Here is a 17,937-nt window from a genome sequence, read left to right as displayed (position 1 = left end):
TAAAAAAGATAATAATCTTGCGCGGCAAATCATCAGTTATGATGGTTTGCTTTTTCTTTTTGATTTTCACCTATGACAAAGGCAAAATAGCGACAGACTTTTTTTAGGAACGCATCATGCAGGACAATGCTATGACACGATGGCTATCACCGCTGATGGCATTTTGCTTATCTTTTATCATCATTGCCACCTTGGCACCGATTGTAGGGATTCAGCTTGATCGCCAACTTGATTTTTGGTTGTTGTGGATAGGTACTATGCTTATTTTGGCATTACCGATTTGCTACTTAGAAATTGCTTTGGCAAAACGCTCTAAAACGACAGCCTTAAATGCATTGTCCAGTTTGACACGTGATGCAGATGCTTCACAGAAATGGCGTATTGTCGGCTGGTTGGCAGTGGTCTTTATACCTTTCTTGGCAGGCGGCATGTTGTCTAATGCCAGTCAATTATTGGGACAGTTTGCCTTAAATGGCATTGCGCCCAACCTGCTCTTTATGGGGCTGGCAATTGTTGCTGTTTTACTTTCATTTGCACCGCGAAAAATTATTCTTGCTTTAAGCGTAGTGGGTGTTTTTGCTTCGTTGATCCTTTCAAATATCATGGGCGCAGCTTTACCGACTTGGCACGTGACCCCTGTAGAGTTTAGTGAGTGGGGCAGTGCAACCGTATTAGCACTGGTTGCAAGTGGTTTAGGTATGGGCTTGTATTGGCAAAGTAACTTAGCTGTGGTGAAACAGCAAGATATTGCAACTAAAACCGTATTGCCGATCTGGATTGCACAGTTACTCGCCGTAATTGCTTTTGGTTTCTTTGCTGCCAATGCTCAAATCCCGAGTTTGGCTTTTGTGGTTGCAGTGGTGAGTGCTGCGGCATTGTTATTGCAAATGGCGCGTGAACAGCTGTTACACCGTCAGTTGAATATCGTGATTCAATGGCTGCTTATTTTAGCTGCCGTATTTGTTTGGGTAATTCCAGCCATCACTCCAGTTTTCAATAGCCTGCTGATGCTTTGGGGTTTAGCAATCTGCCTGATCTATGCCATTTTTGCCGGATGGATCATGAAAATTAGCCATCTGCGTAAAGCGATGAGTTTCAGCAATGAGTTATTTTATAACCTGTGGCGTATTGCCGTTCGTGTAGTGTTACCTGTTTCGATTATTTTGGCAATAATCGCAATTATTGGGCAATTGTTCTAATGAGTGAGTTACAACAGGTTTGGGTCGCTTACGCTGGCCCGGATCAACAGTTTCATATTGCGGTGCCTTTTCAGCAAGGCATGACCGCTTTAGAGGCGATTGAACAATGTGGTATTCGGGTACAGGTTGATTTGGCAGAACCGCTTGCTCTGGGAATTTTTGGCGTGCGCCTGAAAGATTTGCACCATATTTTACAAGTGGGTGACCGTGTCGAGATTTATCGACCGCTAACTATTAATCCGAAGGATATTCGACGCAAACGTGCAGCAGCCAACCCGGTTGGGCGATATTGTCGTGGAAATCGCTTTAAACAATTGAAGTGATAAGAAAAACCCCTCAATGAGGGGTTTATTTTTATTTTAAAGCGTCTATAGTGGGGGCGCAGTTAAAATCGCTTCTTTTGAACCTGGTAAGCCGGGTTGAGATTCTGGAATAGTTTCTAGACCTTCAATCTTTTGCACCGTACCGGTTTGATCGAAGTAAATTTTTAAATGTTGACCATGTGCTGCAGGAATCTTGGCTTTTTTAGCATAAGTTCCTGGGATGTAGTTGTAGATATAGTCCCAACGTAAAGGATTCATTGGATCTGTGACCGTTGGACTGCCTAGCAAAAAGCGAACTTGTTGGTGGCTCATACCGACTTGAATTTTTGATGCTTGTGCTTGAGTTAATGGTGTTCCTTGAGGAATATCAACTTTATAAACGCCCAAGGTCGAACAGCCTGCGAGCAGTGAAGTGACGAATAACGTCAACATGATTTTTTGCATTTTGCTACACTATCCCAAATTAATTATGATGCATTTGATCCACGGATAGATCATACTGCATCTTAACTTTGTTGCATATTCCAACTTTAAATTTGTTGAGAGACCCTTTTAGATGCCTATTTCAAATCAAGATTTACGCAAAGCTGGACTTAAAGTTACGCTTCCACGAATAAAAATATTAGAATTATTAGAAAATTCAAGACAACATCATTTAAGCGCAGAAGATATTTATAAGACTTTACTTGAACAGGGTGAAGATGTCGGTTTAGCAACTGTGTATCGCGTGTTAACACAGTTTGAAGCTGCAGGTATTATCCAGCGTCATCATTTTGAAAATAATCATTCAGTTTTCGAAATTATGCAAGAAGATCATCACGATCATATTGTCTGCCAAAATTGCAATAAAGTAGTTGAATTTACCAACGACGTGATTGAGCATGAACAACATGAAGTTGCCGAAAAATTTGGCTTTACTTTAACCGGTCACTCTTTGAATCTGTATGGTTATTGTGATGCAGTTGAATGCCAAGACGCATTACGTAAAAAATAATACTGACCTGGAATCAGTTAAAAAAAACAGGCTTTATTTGAAGCCTGTTTTTTTATTTCAATCTAAGCATTAAGCCTGACCATCGAAGGTAATATTTGCACTCGCATGTAATAAGCGGTCGCCACCTTCTTCCGACAACTTGATTTGCAAACGAAGATCGTTAGGGGAATCCGCATGTTTCAATGCGTCTTTATAAGTAATCTGTTTGGCTTTGTAGAGGTCAAACAGGGCCTGGTCAAAGGTTTGCATTCCCAGCTCACGTGAACGTTTCATCAGGTCTTTAATTTCATGAACATCACCTTTACGGATCAGGTCTGAAATTAAAGGTGAGTTGATCAGGATTTCAATAGCGGCACGACGTGATTTACCATCTACGGTTGGAATCAGCTGCTGCGCCACGATCGCTCTTAAATTGAGGGACAAGTCCATAAACAGTTGATTGTGACGGTCTGCTTCAAAGAAGTGAATAATACGGTCAATGGCTTGGTTGGCATTGTTGGCGTGTAGGGTAGCAAATACCAGATGGCCCGTTTCGGCAAAAGCAATGGCATAATCCATGGTTTCGCGGGAACGGATCTCACCAATCAAAATGACATCGGGTGCCTGACGCAAGGTGTTTTTTAACGCGACTTCAAAGGTATCCGTATCAATCCCGACTTCACGCTGGGTAATGATACAGCCTGCATGTTCATGAATAAATTCAATCGGGTCTTCAATGGTAATGATATGACCCTTTGAATTTTGATTACGGTAACCAATAATTGATGCCAAAGAGGTAGATTTACCGGTACCAGTCGCGCCGACAAAAATGATGATGCCGCGCTTGGTCATCGCCAATTCTTTTAAAATTGGCGGTAACTTGAGGTCATCCATGGTTGGAATCACGGTTTCAATACGACGTAAAACCATACCTGGTTGATCGCGCTGTTGAAATGCGCTGACACGGAAACGTGCGGTTTTGTCTCGGTTGTTGATGGCGAAGTTACATTCGCGTGTTTCGGCAAATTCTTTACGCTGTTTATCACTCATAATCGAGTTTAAAAGCTGTCCCACCACTTCGCCGGTTAGCTTGGTTTTTGCGATGGGCAGAATCTGGCCATTAATTTTCATGGATGGTTCAACATCAGCCGTAATAAACAAGTCAGATGCCTGTTGTTGAATCATCAAATTGAGTAAATCATTAAAATCCATAATAAGAACCCCAATCCGTTTTAAACTTATAGGAATGCTTCTGGCTGTTTCGCCATGGTGCGCGCAGTTTGCGGACTGATGATGCCTTTAGAGACCAAGGTTTTTAAACTTTGATCAAGCGTAGTCATGCCGTAGTTGGCACCGGTTTGAATGGCAGAATACATTTGTGCCACTTTGTTTTCACGGATCAGGTTACGAATTGCAGGAATACCAATCATGATTTCGTGTGCAGCGACACGGCCACCACCATTTTTCTTGAGTAGGGTTTGTGAAATTACAGCCTGTAAGGATTCAGACAACATGGCACGTACCATGTCTTTTTCTTCAGCCGGGAAGACGTCAATCACACGGTCAATGGTTTTTGCTGCAGAGGTGGTATGCAGTGTACCGAATACCAAGTGACCGGTTTCAGCGGCAGTCAATGCCAAACGGATGGTTTCAAGGTCACGCATCTCACCGACCAAAATAATATCCGGGTCTTCACGCAGGGCAGAACGTAATGCTTCGTTAAAGCCATGGGTATCACGATGCACTTCACGCTGGTTGACCAGACATTTTTTAGATTCGTGTACAAATTCGATCGGGTCTTCTACCGTCAGGATATGGTCATAACGCTGGTCGTTAATATAGTCGATCATCGCGGCAAGTGTGGTTGATTTACCTGAACCTGTAGGTCCGGTCACCAGTACAATACCGCGCGGGTAATTACAAATATCTTTAAAGATTTGACCCATGCCCAAATCTTCAATAGTGAGTACTTTTGAAGGAATGGTACGGAACACGGCACCTGCACCACGGTTCTGGTTAAATGCGTTCACACGGAAACGGGCTACGCCTGGCACTTCAAATGAAAAGTCAGTCTCTAATTTTTCTTCAAAATCACGACGCTGTTTATCATTCATAATGTCATACACAAGTTTGTGTACTTCTTTATGTTCCAAAGCCGGCAAGTTAATACGGCGAACTTCACCATCGACACGGATAAGTGGCGGCATCCCTGCAGATAAGTGTAAATCTGATGCCCCGTTTTTAGCTGAAAATGCTAAAAGTTCAGTGATATCCATAATTTCCCCGAGTTCATTTAAATGTTATTTATTTTGATAGAATAATAAGGCTTTCCCCGAGCTTAACCAACAGTTAGTTGCAGGGGAAGGCAAAAAAAGATGAATGAAATGAGAACCTCGTCAATGAATAGTCTTCAACACCCACGAAATCAAGTTATACAGCAAATTGAAGAGGCCTGTAAACAAGCCCGGTGCAATGCGGGAAGCGTACAGTTACTGGCTGTTTCGAAGACACATCCTAGTGAGTCTTTACGGGAGATGTACCAGACCGGACAACGTGCATTTGGAGAAAATTATTTACAAGAGGCATTGGATAAAATTGAATCTTTAAGTGATCTGGATATTGAGTGGCATTTCATTGGTCATGTGCAACGCAACAAGACTAAACATTTGGCTGAAAAATTTGATTGGGTGCATGGCGTAGACCGTCTGATTATTGCCGAGCGTTTATCCAACCAGCGTGAAACAACACAAGCGCCGTTGAATATCTGTTTGCAAGTGAATATCGATGGACAGGATACTAAAGATGGTTGTCAGCCGAGTGAGGTTGCAGACCTGGTCAGACAAATCAGCCGGCTGCCCAATTTAAAGTTACGTGGTTTGATGGTGATTCCCGCACCGAATAATCATCAGGCATTTTTAGATGCTCGTGCATTATTTGAAAGTGTAAAAGCTGAGCATGCACAGCCTGAAGATTGGGATACCTTAAGTATGGGAATGTCGGGTGATATGCAGCAAGCCATTGCCGCAGGTTCAACCATGGTTCGTGTAGGAACGGCACTGTTTGGTGCACGGGATTATTCAAAATAAATCGCGAAAACATCAATGCTGATGATTTTGAAAACTGAACTTTAGGGTTCAGTTTTTGTTTTAAAAATTGAACTTTCCACTAAATTTGGGTACAAAAATAACAATCTAAAGGAATAATCTCAATAAGAAACCATTTATTCGACAGGAAAAATAGGGAAGTGTATGGCAGCATATTATCAACTGATTGAGCGAAATACGGATGCAACCGGGGAAGTCACCGCCCATTATCGCTCAACAATACTGGCTCAAGGGGCATGGAATGAACATGAACAGCATATGGCACCTGCAACAGGTATTCTCTGCGCGGAATTAGACCGCTTTGCTCCCCGAAATGATATGCGTATCGGCAGGATCAGTTTAGATATTTTAGGTCTGATTCCTGCCGGAGTGTTCAGTGTCAGCACCAAAGTAATTCGTCCCGGAAAAACCATTGAGTTGATTGAGTCGGAAATGAAGTCTCAGGGTAAAACCTGTATTGTGGCACGGACTTGGCGCATGATGACGCAACAAAGCCGGTCAGTGAAAGGTCTGGAAGATGCACATGCAACCGGGCCTGAAGCTGCACCGATCTGGGAAGGAATCCGCCAGTGGCCGGGTGGCTATATCCAGTCGATAGAAGCAAGAAGCCATGAACGTCGTGCAGGCAAGGGCATCGTTTGGTTACGAACTCAGCATGATATGGTTGAGGATGAGTCCACGAGCGATTTTGTGCGTTTAATGGGGATGGTGGATACCGCCAATGGCATTGTACCGCGCCAGGATTGGCCATTTAGCTGGGGTTTTCCTAATCTGGATTTGCAAATCCATATGCACCGTTTGCCACAGGGCCAGTGGCTGGGTCTGGAAACCATGCAGCAATATGGAGAAGATGGTATTGGCCTGAGCAGTTCTGTACTGCATGATGTGCATGGCCCCTTTGGGCGCAGTGAACAGATTTTGACATTGCGTCCCATCGCCTGACCGATGCTTGCCGGTTAAAAAAGCCTAGACGATGATCTAGGCTTTTTTATGCTTTTTTGGATGAGTTTTTAAATTTATCCCACAATCTCAATGGTACTTGCCCCAGCACCCAAAGGTTTAACCTGAATCTGCACGGGGATTCGTTCATGCATTTCCTGAATATGTGAGATCAGCACCACTTTACGGCCCTGATTTTGCAATTGATCCAGTGCATTCATGACCATGTGTAAAGAAGATGCATCCAGCGTGCCGAAGCCTTCATCAATAAATAAAGATTCAATTTTCATTGAACCTGAGGCCATATTGGCAATGGCAAGTGACAAGGCAAGGGCAGTCAGGAAGGATTCTCCACCTGAAAGTGAAGCAACCGAACGGGTTTCTCCATCCATGTCGTGATCAATAATGGCCAGACTTAATGAGTGCTCCAGGCGCTTGAGCGTATAGCGCTGTGACAGCAGGGCCAGTTGCTGGTTGGCATGTTCAATCAAGATATCCAGATTGTATTGCTGGGCATAATCACGGAATTTTTTGCCACTGGCATCTCCCATCAGTCCTGAAATTTTGCCCCAACGGTGTTCTTCGGTTTGAATTTGCTGAATACGCTCGGCGAACTGCTGTTGCTTGGCTAAATTGCGCTGATGCAGTTCTAGTTTGATATTGTGTGCATCACGTAAAGCCTGGGCATCTTTCAGTTGTTGCACCAGTTCATTAAGTTTTTGCTGTAATTGCTCAAAGTCAATTTCAGGTTGCTGAACAAGATGTTGCTGTTGTTGCTGCTGTAAGGTGTTGACTGCCGATTGCGCATCAGTCAGGTTGCGTTCAGCGGCCTGAACAACCTGACGGATATGTTGTTCTTGTTCATTGGAAATCTGTTTAAGCTGTTCCAGTACAGTCAGATTAAAATCGCTATGCTGAGCAAGCCAATGCTGGATTTCTAAATTTACAGTGGACTGTTGAGCTTCAAGTTGTGCCAGTTGCGTTTTGAATTGATCGAGCTGGCGTTGTTGTTCAATGAACTGCTGACGCACTTGATCATAACTTTGGCGGACTTGGTTAAATTGCAGCTGTAAATTTTTTTTCTGTGCATCGTATTCACTGAGCCAGTCATGAGGTTTTTCAACCTGTGTATGCGACATGTTGAAAATCAGTTGTAGTGCTTGTTCGGTATTTTCCTGTCCTTTGCGTTGCAAATCTGCTTTTAATGTTTCAGTTGCAGCAATTTGCTCAACACTAAAATTGACTTTTTGATCGAGTGCATTGAGATGCTGTTGTTGTTCAGTTATCTGTTTAGCCAAACTTTCCAAGGCCTGTAGCAAATCTGCCCGTTGGCTTAATTGCTGTGCCAGTGCAGAAGCAGTGGCTAGGGTTTGAACTGACCAGGCCCGTTTTTGTTCTGCTGACAGCAAATCAATAATGTACTGAATATTTTGCTCAGCCTGATGCACACTCGAAAGTTGTTGCTGGATGTGCTGAATGTTTTGGATTAAAGCACGCTGCTCTTGTTGAGTGCGTTCTAATAGCAGCAGTTGTTGTTCAATCTTATCCACATTGACTTGTAGCGATTGTGCAGACTGATCAAGCTGTTGCTCAATCAGCTCCGATGATTGAGCAAAATTAAGTGTGATTTTTGCATCTTCAGCTAAGGATTGTAATTGTTGCTGAACATGAAGGGTTTCATGCGCTAATTGTTTTAATCGCTGCTGATGCTGTTCTAAAGCTGAACTTTGCTGCGTCAAACTGTGTTGCACTTTTTGCCATGCCTTAAAGCTTTCCTTTTCCAGCTGTATGGCTTGCTGTTCTTGTTGTTGCTGTAACTGCATTAATTCATCAGACAGGGTTTTATGGTCTTGTTTGTAAGGATGTGCCGTACTGCCACAAACCAGACAAGCTTCGCCGTCAATCAACTGTTCACGCAGCTTCTCGATATTTTCTGCATGCAATAAACGCTGTTGTTGTAGAACGCATTGTAAAGTTTCGCGTTCTTGCTGTTGAGATTGATACTTCAGTTCAGCTTGCGTTACTTGTGTTTTTAAATCTGCAACTGATTGCGTAAGTTCCGTGCATCTTGCTTGGACTTGTTGCTGTTCCAGGTTGATCTGAACATATTGCTTAAACTGGCTTTGAACGAGACTGAGCTGATGACTCTGTTTGAGCTGGTTTTCACGACTTTGGCGTTGTGCCGAAAGCTGCGCACTGATCTGTTCATCCTGCCCAAATTGTTGTTGCAAGGAAGAGAGTTGTTGCTGCTTTTGCTCAAGTTGAGTGGCCGCAGACTGGACTGAACCATAGGCTTGTTCAAAATTTTGATATTGCTGGATAAAGCGTTGCAATGGATTTAAATGCGCTTTTAAACCATCATCCAGAGTTTTGAATTGCTCGGTTTGAATCAGTACATGGGCTTGCTGTTTCTGCTGTTGCTTGAGCTGTTCAAGCTGTTGCTTGAGCTGATTTTGCTGGTCGAATAAAGGTTGTTGTCCCTGTTTGAGCTGCAAAATTTTGCCATGTGCATCTTTGAACTGCTGACCAATATATTCACGTTCCTGAATGCATTGGCGAACCTGGTCTATGGTTTGCTGATGGGTCTGTTCAAAAGTTTGCTGTGCTTTGAGCTTCTCATCTACAGTTTGAAATTGCGCTTTTTCTATTTCATAACGCTGTTGAATAGCAGCAAAGTGTTGTTCTGTAGTTTGCAGCTGTGGATGCAGTTTTTGCAGATCAGATTGAACCTTATGCTGTTGAATCACACTCGGGCGAATTGAAGCAAATACTTCAAGTTGTTTGAGTTGTTCGCGTTCACTCGCCAATTGCTGATATTGCTGTTGTTGTGCTGCAAGTTGCTGTTGGCGGGCCTGAATATCTTTTTCAAGTTGCAGCTTACGTTCAAACCATTGCTGTTGCTGATTCAGCTTGTGCTTTTCAGTTTCCAGTTGCGTGAGCTGTTGCTGTGCTGCGGCTAACTGTGTTTGATGATCAGAGACTTGCTCCTCGGAAAGCAGCTCAATATGTCCTAAGATATTTTCCAGTTCTCTACGCTGATTGGCAATTTGCTTGGTTTTTTCATAAGCCAGCTGGCCAATTTTGCCAAAGATATTGGAATTGGTCAGATATTCCAGTAATTCACCGCGTTCATTATCGCGGGCTTTTAAAAATGCCGTGACTTCGGATTGAGCCAGCAGCACTGCGCGAGTAAATTGTTCAAAACTGAGCTGGCTGATTTTGTGGATACTGGCATCGACAGATTTGGCTTTATCGGCTATCACAACGCCGTCCGTCAGGCATGTTAAATAACGCTGTACACTTTGCAGTTTTCCATCTGCTTTTTCACGTGAACGTTTCAGCTCCCAGCGTGCCAGATAGCGTTTCTGGTCCTGTGCGACAAAGCAGACTTCGGCAAAGCCATGCGCGGTGCCCCGGCGCAAAACCGTCAAAGGTGAGTTAGTCAATAACTCTGAACCATCTACATCGACCAGTTTTCCGTCGCTGTCTTTTAAACGTGGAATTTTATTAAAGAGTGCCAAACACATGGCATCTAAAATCGTGGATTTTCCGGCACCGGTTTTTCCTACCACGGCAATCAAACCTGCACTGGCCAAAGGTTCACTTTCAAAATCAATAAAATGTTCACCTGAAAGGGAGGCCAAATTTTTTATACGAATGGATAAAACTTTCATGAATTGCCCTTAACGGATCTGTTGTTCTTCTAGTGACTTTTGTGCTTCGTGAAGCAGGCTCATAAAATCTTTAAAAACATCTTCATCGTTGCTGTAGCCTTGCTTTTCCCAGATCTGCTGGAATAGTTTTTCCGGTGTTGGCGGTTCTAGGCAAATTTTGGCAATTGTGGAGCTGCCATTTTCTGCAGACAAATATTGCCGTGAAATGCGCACCAGACGATAACGGTTTTTAGGCAGCGCTTCTTCAAATTGTTGTCTTAAATTGGGCAGTGGGGGCGTCAGGGTATGATATTCGATATCAACATATTCACGCTGATCAATATTTTCAATTTCACCTTCGGGCAAGGCTTTGAGCTTTTGTATCACCTCATTCAATTCACCGCGAATTTTATGTAGCTGAATACTGCGCGGAATAGCAACGGCCTGGAACTGAAAGCGTGACTCATCTTCTAGTGCAGGATCAATATTCACTTCAACAATTTGATGTTTATAGTTGATTTCACTAAAAGAGAGGGGAATCGGGGAGCCACTGTAACGGATATGGGCATGCTGGACTTTTTGCGGTTTATGCAAATGTCCCAGTGCGACATAATCAATGCTGTCATCAAATAATGCCGTCGATAAGGCTTCTTCATTACCAATAATAATCGGCCGTTCCGAATCAGACGTTTCACCGCCTTGCATATGTGCATGTGACATTAAAATCAGTGCCTGATCCGATGTTTTGCGTTTTTTTGCTTCGGCAATCAGTTGCTGGTGTAAATAGGCAATCGCATTGTGACTATTGGTGGTGTGTTCATTAAAACCGGTAATTTCTGCCGGACGTAAAAAGGGCAGCGCCAAACACCAGGCCACAACGTGTTTCTGTTGATCATAAATTGGAACCAGCAATCGGTCTAAATCAATCAGACCTTCCTCATTTTTATGAATCACCCCGACGGTTCTGGCATTGTATTTTTCCAGTAAGGGTTCAACCTGTTCAATACGGTAACCGGAGTCATGGTTCCCTGCAATCATCAGCGTTTGCATATGCGGGGCAATGGCATGTGCATCAGCTAAAAATTGATAGAGCTGCTTTTGCGCACTGGATGCAGGATTGATGACATCAAAAATATCGCCTGAAATTAGTAGGGCATGTGGTTGTTTTTCTTTAATTTGTTCAATTAACCAGCTTAAAAACTGTTCATGTTCATACTGGCGTGAATGGTTATAAAAAAATTGTCCCAGATGCCAGTCTGATGTATGCAGAAAATGAACAGCCACGAATGCCCCAAATCACATTGGATAAAATGAGCCTATAAATTACCATAAATAATGCAGCCTATTCTGCATTTCATCACAGGTGTAGTCGCTTAATTTATGATAATTCATTTAATTTTAAAGTTTTTTATTGGGCATTTTCATCCGCTTCTACCAGACCAAAGGTATTGTGATCGAGGTCGAGAAAATATCCCTGCCAGCAACGTCCCGGGATGGCAAATTTGTCCATGGCAATTTGACCACCTGCGTTCAGAATTTTCTGTGCAACTTCATCGAAATTTTCAACCAGAACAGAGCAGGTATAAGCATTGGTACCATAATGTGTCGGCGGTATTTCAGCAGGGCGTTTAAGTAAGCCGCCAGACATGTTTTCAGTTTTGATCTGGTAATATTCAATAGGCAGATCTGCAACTTTGCTAAATTCCCAGCCAAAAACAGACTGGTAAAAATTAATGTCTCTGGTTGGATTGGAAGACTGGATTTCAAAGTAAACGATATTATTCATCATGTTATCTCAAGTGTTGTTTTGAAAATTTTAGAAAAATAGAGGGGTGTTGTTCCAAGTGCAGAACATACGGATTACTTCGAAAATAAATCAAATAGCTAGAAATATATGTTTCTTCTTTGAGAGAAATTGTAGAATAAATAATCATCTTGAAATGTAAAAATGTTCAGTGGTGAAAAAGCAGTTTTTATTGGGAAACCTGTTTCAAGCAGGTTAGTCATCAAGCGCGTATTGAAATGTCGTGTATGCTAAAACCAGAACATGCGAAGACATTTTTTTGCCCATTCAAATTAGAGTAGTCCTATGCCGAAAAATCCGTTTGATGAGCAGCAATTGTCGAATGACATGTTTTATAAAACATTATTAGAGTCGACTTTGGCCATACCCTGGAGCATAGACTGGGCCACCAAACAGTTTAGTTATATTGGTCCTCAAATTGAAAAGTTACTGGGCTGGGAACAGAGTTCCTGGAAGTCGGTGCAGGACTGGGCAGACCGTATGCACCGGGATGATCGTGATCATGTCCTGAATTATTGTGTGTCGCAATCCATTGCCGGTATAGATCATGAAGCGGATTATCGTGCCTTAAAGGCAAGCGGTGGATATTGCTGGATTCGTGATGTGGTTCATGTGGTACGTAAGGAAAATGGTGAAGTTGAACGTTTAGTCGGCTTTATGTTTGATATTTCTGAACGTAAGAAAAAGGAAGAGGAATTAAAAGCGTTGCACCGCAAGCTGGAAGAATTTTCCTATAAAGACGGTTTAACTGAAATTGCCAACCGACGCTTATTTGATGATTTTTATTCACGTGAATGGCACAACGCAATACGTGAACAAAAGCCCCTGTCGGTCATTTTGATCGATATCGATTTCTTTAAACAATACAATGATTTTAATGGGCACATTATTGGCGATGCCTGTATCAAGCAGATTGCACAGATGCTGGAAAGTTGCTGTGTACGTCCACGTGACCTGGTGGCACGTTATGGGGGCGAGGAATTTGCGATCGTGTTGCCAGATACCCCTTTAGAGGGGGCGGTTCAAATTGCAGACAATATACTTTACATGATTGAGCAGGCGAACCTGCCGCATCGGGCCTCTCCCATTTCAGAAAATGTCAGTTTAAGTCTGGGGGTAAAATGTATTTGTCCGACAGAGCAAGATGACAAAATACACTTTTTAAATATGGTTGATAAAAACCTGTTTAAAGCCAAACAAACCGGACGTAAACGTTTTGTTGCCGATGAAGCGAAAATCACGGTTTAGGTCACAGCAGTTCATTAAAAAATAATCCCCTGTATTGAGGGGATTATTTTTATACATCTTTTATCAATCCTTAAAATGCACTGGAATCCACTGATAACTCTTTCCATCTTGAGAGTAAATATGTCCAAGGCCCGGGAAAGGTAAATGCGGGGCGGCAATGAGCTGACCGTCTTTGGCATATTCGGCAAAGTGTTTTAAACGTGTCTGTACCGCTGCTTTGGGATCAGTATCAAACTCGATTGCAGTTTCAGGACGGTCAAACTGCAATGTATGGGAATGCACGATATCGCCAATAAACACGACTTCCTGACCATCAGCTTTGAGTTTAAAGCTGTAATGTCCCGGAGTATGACCAAAGGATGGCTTAAATTCGATGTTACCCAATGCCAATGATTTGTCCGAGAATACCTTCACTTTTTTGGCTTTTTCATATGGGGCTAAAGCCGCTTTAATTTTCTCAACCGTACCCAGGAAACCGGCCTGTTTATCCTTTGGTAATTTCTTCACGGTATTTGGACTGAGCCAGTAGTCATATTCGGTCTTGGCAATGTGCAGCGTGGCATTTGGATAATTGGCCACGCCCTTGTTGGAAATACCGCAGACATGATCCGGGTGTAAGTGAGTAAGAAAAATCTCGTTCACTTGCGTAGGTTGATAACCTGAAGCTTTGAGGTTGTTATAGATTGAACCCAGATGTGAGCCAAAGCAGCTGGCTGCACCACTGTCCACCATCAATAGTTGCTTGCCTGTATTAATCAAAAATGCATTCACAGAAGTTTGAATGCCTTGGGCTTGGTCGGCATAGTATTTTTTGAGAATGTCCATTTTTTCTGCATCACTTAAGCTTTTAAACATGGAAGGATTGAGGTAAAGCGTGCCATCAAGTAGGGCAGTGATTTGGGTATTGCCGAATTGGTGGTGGTAATAGCCTGCGACTTGTTTTTGAGCTGGAATGGTAGTGGGTTCAGCAGCTTGGGTGGTGATGGCTGCAGTGCTTAGAGTTAAAGCTAGGAAAAGTGGTTTTAAAGTCTTCATAGGTTTCTTATAAGTTTTAAAAGGATAGAATGTTTTTAGCATGTTTTAGGTGGTTTTGCATGTGCATAGATTATCGTTTAATGTTGTATTAAATAATTATTTTAAAAGTAGGTGCTTATGCCCGAAGAAGAATATTCAGGTAAAGATTTAGCTTATTTGGATCAAAATATTTTAGATAGCTTTTTAGATTGTATTGAAACTGATCCAAATTTTATTGAAGGATTTTTAGATCATGTACAAGTTGTTTATTCAGATGTTTCTTTTCAGGAAATTTATAGAGCCGGTCTGAAAAATAAAAAATATTCTGCTGCATTCTTAGATTTATTAGATAAGCTTAACGCAATTTATATAAAGCCGATTATGGATGAAAATTTTAAATTTACGGGGCAAATGAGGCTTATATCAGGTTCAGCCACTGAACTTTATGAAGAATATATTAGTGAAAGTTTGAAATATGATGAATTTCTAAATCCATTTCAGAAAACTATTTTTGCCATGTATGGCGGTATTAAAGACTATGAAAGTATGGCAGATTTACAAATTGAGGCACAATATAAGTTGTTAGAATTTCTTGAGCAGCAAATAAATATTTTAAAAAATGAGAAAATTAAACATTCACTCTTTGATATGCTTATTAAACAGAAAGAAAATCAACTAGATGGCTTGAGAATGCAAATGCCTGAGTTTGAGGGAACTGTACGAAAAAATGCTGATTTTATGAAGCAAGCTAACAGTGGAACTGATGCTCATTTAGCTTACAGAAAAGAATTAAAACTTAATATTGATGAGATTAATCAACTTCAATTTCCAAATGTTCTAATGAAAATTTGGAACATCCTTAAAGAAAATAATCCTTCATTAGATGAATTGGAGTTAGAGGATTTTTTACGAATTAGGAATGTGGAGCATAAGTTTGAAAAGATACATGCGATTTATAGTAATTTAAATTTAAGTGGATTTAGACCAGAAAAGAAAGTTAAAAATGAAAAAAAATTTGTAAGTGCACAAGCTGATATTTCACATGTAGCTTATGCGAGTTATTGCAATTACTTTATTACGAATGATGAACGGTTAGTAGATAAAAGTAATGTTATTTATGAATATTTAAAAATTAATACTGAGATATTAAGTATTCCACAATTTTTAACAAAGTAGAAATTAGAAAGATGTTTTGGCGACATGGATGTCGCCGTTCGCTTGTGATACATGGACGTATCATCAAGCGGACAAAAGATTTTTGTTACTTTTGATCTTTCAAAAGTAAGGCAATGCCTACGTAAAGAAACAATTTTTTATAAAGTCAAAATGGGGCTGTGATTCAATAAATCCTCTCCCTAACCCTCTCCTTTACAAAAGGAGAGGGAACTTATAAGCATAAAAAAGCCCCTACATCAGTAGAGGCTTTTTTTGATCTTAGATTTTAAATCTTAAGACACTTTATCACCCGGTTTAGCACCAGTTTCAGGTGAAATCACCCAAACACCTTCGCCATTACCCGCCGCAAGTACCATACCATTCGAGATACCAAAACGCATCTTACGTGGTGCAAGGTTCGCAACCATCACTACCAGTTTTCCTTTTAAGTCTTCAGGTTGATAAAACTCACGAATACCGCTAAATACGTTACGTGGCTCAGCTTCACCGACATTTAAAGTCAATTGAAGCAGCTTGTCAGAACCTTCAACCGTAGCCGCTTCAAGAACTTCAGCCACACGTAGGTCAACTTTCATAAAGTCTTCGATACCGATGATTTCAGCTTCACCGACTTTAGGTTCAGCTTTCTTCTCTTTGGCTTTCTCTTTTTTCTTCTCAGCTTTGGCTGGAGTAGCAGGCGCAGCTAAAGAATCTTTAGATTCGTCAACCATAGTCGCAACAGCTTTAGGGTCTACACGCTGCATGAGTGGTTGGAACAATGCAATTTCATGAGCAGTTAAAATTTCTGTACGAGAAGCAAAGTCGAAAGATGCCAATTTCAAGAAGTCTTGAACTTGTGCAGCCAATGTTGGCAGCACTGGAGCCAGGTACACTGCCAATTGACGGAACAGGTTGATACCTACAGAACATACGTCATGAACTTGTTGTTCTTCGCCTTCAACTTTCGCCAGTGCCCAAGGCTTTTTCTCATCAATGTACTGGTTGGCTTTGTCTGCAAGCGCCATGATTTCACGAATCGCAGCAGAGAATTCACGCGCTTCATATTGAGACGCAATTGAAGCACCCGCATCAATAAAGCTTTGCACCAGTTCAGGCTCTGCACACGTTGCACTTAACTTGTTGTCAAATTTGGTATTGATAAATTTTGCACAACGACTTGCGATGTTGACCACTTTACCCACAAGGTCTGAATTCACTTTTTGTACAAAGTCATCCAGGTTCAAGTCTGAATCTTCAACTTTGTCAGAAAGTTTAGACGCGAAGTAGTAACGTAGGTATTCAGGGTTCAAATGCTGTAGGTAAGTTTCAGCTTTAATGAAGGTACCGCGAGATTTCGACATCTTCTGACCATTTACAGTCAGGAAACCATTCACAAATAAGCCTGATGGCGTGCGGTAATTTGCACCTTCGAGCATTGCGGGCCAGAACAATGCGTGGAAATAAACGATGTCTTTACCAATGAAGTGATAGACCTCATTTTTAGAATCTTTTTTCCAGTAATCATCAAAGCTTAGGTCAGGACGTTTGGTCTTGATGTAATTTTCAAAACTCGACATATAGCCAATTGGCGCATCAACCCAAACGTAGAAATATTTGTTCGGTGCATCTGGAATTTCAAAACCAAAATATGGCGCATCACGTGAAATATCCCAATCGTTTAAGCCATTGTCGAACCATTCATCTAACTTGTTCGCAATAGAAACTGGTAAACGACCTTCGTCACGGGTCCATTTTTGCAAGTATTCAGCAAAGTTAGGCAGTTTAAAGAAGTAATGATCTGAAGATTTTTCTACAGGCGCTGCACCGCTTAAAGTCGATTTTGGATTTAATAATTCAGTTGCGTTATAGGTTGTACCGCAAACTTCGCATGAATCGCCGTATTGATCTTCCGCTTTACATTTCGGGCATGTGCCTTTAATGAAACGGTCAGACAGGAACATACCTTTTTCCGGGTCGAACAATTGAGTCACAGGGCGAACTGCAATATTGCCTGCTTCACGGTTTTTAATGTAGATCTCTTCCGAGCGTGCCTTGTTGGCATCGCTGTTGGTCGAGTCATAATGGTCAAAATGCACGCCGAAACCATCGAAGTCACGGATATGTTCTTTTTGCACATTGGCAATCTGTTGTTCCGGTGCAATACCGTTGGCTTCAGCACGCAGCATGATTGCTGTACCGTGAGCATCATCCGCACATACATAAGTCACACTATGACCCATTGCACGCATGGCACGAACCCAGATATCTGCCTGGATATAACCGAGTAGGTGACCCATATGGATCGGGCCATTGGCGTAAGGAAGGGCATTGGTGACTAGGATTTTACGCACGGATTCACTCTCTCATTCGTATTCATTATGCAATGGGCCATAATTTTACATGATGCAGAGGGGATTACAAAGAAATGCTTTAGCTGAAGCGCAACCAATAAAGCGGCCTGAATATTCAAATACAAAATTCGATATCATCTGATGAGCGACGATTAAACAATTGATCGAGTTACG

15 protein-coding genes are annotated in these 17,937 nt (G+C 41.8%); 7 read left to right on the top strand and 8 right to left on the bottom strand.

Features of this window, described 5'->3' with window-relative positions; all coding sequences use genetic code 11:
• The first annotated feature begins 116 nt into the window (after positions 1 to 116).
• Together WAE57_RS02750 and WAE57_RS02745 are read left to right on the top strand one after the other, a co-directional pair.
• Complete coding sequence (locus WAE57_RS02750) at positions 117 to 1,199, top strand: hypothetical protein (RefSeq protein WP_337707998.1); 1,083 nt, start codon at positions 117 to 119, stop codon at positions 1,197 to 1,199.
• Complete coding sequence (locus WAE57_RS02745; protein WP_337707997.1) at positions 1,199 to 1,522, top strand: RnfH family protein; 324 nt, start codon at positions 1,199 to 1,201, stop codon at positions 1,520 to 1,522. The genes WAE57_RS02750 and WAE57_RS02745 overlap by 1 nt, the downstream gene beginning before the upstream one ends.
• Before the next feature lie 45 nt (positions 1,523 to 1,567).
• Here WAE57_RS02745 and bamE read toward each other — a convergent pair whose 3' ends face one another.
• Entirely contained in the window at positions 1,568 to 1,966 is a 399-nt protein-coding gene (bamE, locus tag WAE57_RS02740; protein WP_166171149.1) for an outer membrane protein assembly factor BamE, read from the bottom strand.
• Between the two features lie 112 nt (positions 1,967 to 2,078).
• Between bamE and fur the strand changes: the two genes are divergently transcribed.
• Positions 2,079 to 2,516 carry a ferric iron uptake transcriptional regulator gene (gene fur, locus WAE57_RS02735; RefSeq protein WP_337707991.1) on the top strand — a complete coding sequence of 146 codons (438 nt, stop codon included), beginning with the start codon at positions 2,079 to 2,081 and terminating at the stop codon, positions 2,514 to 2,516.
• 69 nt (positions 2,517 to 2,585) lie between these two features.
• Here fur and WAE57_RS02730 read toward each other — a convergent pair whose 3' ends face one another.
• Both WAE57_RS02730 and WAE57_RS02725 read right to left on the bottom strand, forming a co-directional pair.
• Positions 2,586 to 3,707, bottom strand: coding sequence for a PilT/PilU family type 4a pilus ATPase (locus WAE57_RS02730; protein ID WP_337707989.1), 1,122 nt, complete (start codon positions 3,705 to 3,707; stop codon positions 2,586 to 2,588).
• Positions 3,708 to 3,733: 26 nt separating this feature from the next.
• Positions 3,734 to 4,771 carry a type IV pilus twitching motility protein PilT gene (locus tag WAE57_RS02725; protein ID WP_237786626.1) on the bottom strand — a complete coding sequence of 346 codons (1,038 nt, stop codon included), beginning with the start codon at positions 4,769 to 4,771 and terminating at the stop codon, positions 3,734 to 3,736.
• Positions 4,772 to 4,894: 123 nt separating this feature from the next.
• Here WAE57_RS02725 and WAE57_RS02720 point away from each other — a divergent pair, with 123 nt between their 5' ends.
• Positions 4,895 to 5,581 carry a YggS family pyridoxal phosphate-dependent enzyme gene (locus WAE57_RS02720; protein ID WP_237786627.1) on the top strand — a complete coding sequence of 229 codons (687 nt, stop codon included), beginning with the start codon at positions 4,895 to 4,897 and terminating at the stop codon, positions 5,579 to 5,581.
• Positions 5,582 to 5,743: 162 nt separating this feature from the next.
• On the top strand, positions 5,744 to 6,541 hold the full coding sequence (locus WAE57_RS02715; protein ID WP_337707986.1) for a thioesterase family protein: 798 nt from the start codon (positions 5,744 to 5,746) through the stop codon (positions 6,539 to 6,541).
• A gap of 74 nt (positions 6,542 to 6,615) precedes the next feature.
• Here the strand turns inward: WAE57_RS02715 and WAE57_RS02710 are convergent, their stop codons facing one another.
• From WAE57_RS02710 to WAE57_RS02700, 3 genes are all read right to left on the bottom strand, one after another.
• Positions 6,616 to 10,212: an SbcC/MukB-like Walker B domain-containing protein gene (locus WAE57_RS02710; protein WP_337707984.1), complete on the bottom strand. Its 3,597-nt coding sequence runs from the start codon at positions 10,210 to 10,212 to the stop codon at positions 6,616 to 6,618.
• Positions 10,213 to 10,221: 9 nt separating this feature from the next.
• Positions 10,222 to 11,475, bottom strand: a complete 1,254-nt coding sequence (locus tag WAE57_RS02705) for an exonuclease SbcCD subunit D C-terminal domain-containing protein (RefSeq protein WP_337707982.1) — start codon at positions 11,473 to 11,475, stop codon at positions 10,222 to 10,224.
• Positions 11,476 to 11,599: 124 nt separating this feature from the next.
• Positions 11,600 to 11,977 (bottom strand): VOC family protein, encoded by a 378-nt coding sequence (locus WAE57_RS02700; RefSeq protein WP_237786808.1) that lies wholly within the window; start codon positions 11,975 to 11,977, stop codon positions 11,600 to 11,602.
• Between the two features lie 303 nt (positions 11,978 to 12,280).
• On the opposite strand from WAE57_RS02700, the gene WAE57_RS02695 reads away from it, so the two are divergent.
• Positions 12,281 to 13,243, top strand: coding sequence for a diguanylate cyclase (locus tag WAE57_RS02695; RefSeq protein WP_337707980.1), 963 nt, complete (start codon positions 12,281 to 12,283; stop codon positions 13,241 to 13,243).
• Between the two features lie 63 nt (positions 13,244 to 13,306).
• Here the strand turns inward: WAE57_RS02695 and WAE57_RS02690 are convergent, their stop codons facing one another.
• A complete protein-coding gene (locus tag WAE57_RS02690; protein ID WP_337707978.1) occupies positions 13,307 to 14,278 on the bottom strand; it encodes an MBL fold metallo-hydrolase in 972 nt (323 codons plus the stop codon).
• Between the two features lie 117 nt (positions 14,279 to 14,395).
• On the opposite strand from WAE57_RS02690, the gene WAE57_RS02685 reads away from it, so the two are divergent.
• The gene (locus WAE57_RS02685) at positions 14,396 to 15,433 is read left to right on the top strand and encodes a hypothetical protein (protein ID WP_237786633.1); all 1,038 of its coding nucleotides are present in this window, start codon (positions 14,396 to 14,398) and stop codon (positions 15,431 to 15,433) included.
• A 272-nt stretch (positions 15,434 to 15,705) separates the two neighbouring features.
• Here WAE57_RS02685 and metG read toward each other — a convergent pair whose 3' ends face one another.
• Positions 15,706 to 17,763 carry a methionine--tRNA ligase gene (metG, locus tag WAE57_RS02680; protein WP_337707976.1) on the bottom strand — a complete coding sequence of 686 codons (2,058 nt, stop codon included), beginning with the start codon at positions 17,761 to 17,763 and terminating at the stop codon, positions 15,706 to 15,708.
• Positions 17,764 to 17,937: the final 174 nt, after the last annotated feature.

Origin of the sequence: Acinetobacter sp. NS-4, assembly GCF_037402435.1 — a bacterium.
Lineage (GTDB): Bacteria > Pseudomonadota > Gammaproteobacteria > Pseudomonadales > Moraxellaceae > Acinetobacter.
The sequence above is the reverse complement of the archived record's forward strand: the minus strand, read 5'-3'. Positions and strand labels throughout refer to the sequence as shown.